A 1,542-nucleotide genomic window follows, 5' to 3' on the forward strand; every position below is an offset into this window, starting at 1 on the left:
ATTTCGTAAAATAAGTCCGACAAAAATAAACACGCATGCTAACATTGTATAAAAATAATGCTTAGTTTAGTGCCTAACCAAGAGTTAATGCGCGTTTGCTTGCATCTGATTTTCCTTCGGAAAATCCTCGCATACAAACCCGCAACTATTCTTATACATAAACGTTGTAAGCAAGCTAAAGAAACGAATGGCGACATTATTAGAAGACATTAAGAAACAAACTGATTGGACAGTCAAAGCGTTCAAATCTGACGGAATTGAATTAGACTATTCGATTAGTAGTTTATTGGAAATAGACAAGTTTATCCAAAAATACACGAAAGATGGACAACCAATTAAAGGTGGTCGACTTTCAAAGAATTTAGGAGGAATTATATTTTCAATTTCTGCCTATATTGGAGAAACGTTGATTAAAAATGTTCCGAATTCTAAATGGATAACGGACGACAATGATCCACAAGGAGAAATAAATATTGCGGTCGAACTTGGAGACGGAACAACCTCTTGGCCTGGACAAAGAATAATTAAGAGAATTCAAAATGGATTGGAAGACGGAATTTATCCTTACGGACATAATCTGACTGAAAAAACTCTGAATGAAAAGTTTGATAAATCCTTTTGGGAAATAGAAAATCAAATAAAACCAATGGAACCGAAAAAACCTTGGTGGAAATTTTGAGAATCTAAAAGCCAGCTTACAACATCGCATAAAAATAATGCGTAGATTAGTGCTTAAACAAAGAACAGTGCACTTTTGTTACTTCTGATTTTCCTGCGGAAAATCCTCGCACACAAAAACGCACAATTCTTATACGTAACCGTTGCCAGTAATTTGACCAAAATTGAGAAATGATTGAACTGATTTTTATTTTTGTAGTAATTGAAATCCTTTTCTTAATACCTTCATACTTTTTGTATAGAAAATTTTTGAAAAGAAAATCTGGAATTAAGAACTTAAAAATGTACTCTTTTTTGGCAACACTTTTAATGCCATTTATATGGACAACATTATTTATTGGAATCTGTTACGGAATAATAAATCCAATATTGAGGTCGAAAGATTTTAATTCAAAAGACTGGATTGAAAATACTGACTCACGATACAGAATGATTAATGACTTAAAAGAAAATGTGTTAATCGGAAAAAACAAAAAAGAAGTGATTGAAATTCTGGGTAAAAATGATGGAGAATGTGGATACAAAACAAGTCCGAATACGATTTGTTATCTCGTTCCTGAACCTGATAATATTGGAGTTTTAGACCATTATGAATTAGTGATTATATTTAACGAGTTTGGAAAAGTTGAGAATGTAACTTCTGAATTGATTTAAAAGTGAAATAAACATCAAAAAGGAATAAAAACTACTGGCAACACCGTATATAATTTATTGCTGGCTTCTTGCCTACTTGCGAAAGTCCTCGCGGACTTTGAACTGCTCCCAAAAAGTTAGACACTATTTGAGGGTATTATTATGGGAAGAAAAGTCAAGTATGATTACGCATTTAAACTTCGATGTGTAAAGCAAGTTTTAAAAAATCAC

General features: G+C 32.4%; 2 protein-coding genes. Both read left to right on the forward strand.

Going from position 1 to position 1,542, the window contains the following annotated elements; genetic code table 11:
* Positions 1 to 187: 187 nt before the first annotated feature.
* Positions 188 to 679 carry a hypothetical protein gene (locus tag M4I23_RS19425; RefSeq protein ID WP_249755515.1) on the forward strand — a complete coding sequence of 164 codons (492 nt, stop codon included), beginning with the start codon at positions 188 to 190 and terminating at the stop codon, positions 677 to 679.
* A 170-nt stretch (positions 680 to 849) separates the two neighbouring features.
* Positions 850 to 1,332 (forward strand): hypothetical protein, encoded by a 483-nt coding sequence (locus M4I23_RS19430; protein WP_249755516.1) that lies wholly within the window; start codon positions 850 to 852, stop codon positions 1,330 to 1,332.
* Positions 1,333 to 1,542: the final 210 nt, after the last annotated feature.

It is taken from the genome of Algibacter sp. L4_22 (assembly GCF_023473045.1).
GTDB lineage: Bacteria > Bacteroidota > Bacteroidia > Flavobacteriales > Flavobacteriaceae > Algibacter.

Coding starts and splice junctions, on each gene's coding strand:
- M4I23_RS19430 (WP_249755516.1), top strand. CDS start 850: ATGATTGAACTGATTTTTATTTTTGTAGTAATTGAAATCCTTTTCTTA.
- M4I23_RS19425 (WP_249755515.1), top strand. CDS start 188: ATGGCGACATTATTAGAAGACATTAAGAAACAAACTGATTGGACAGTC.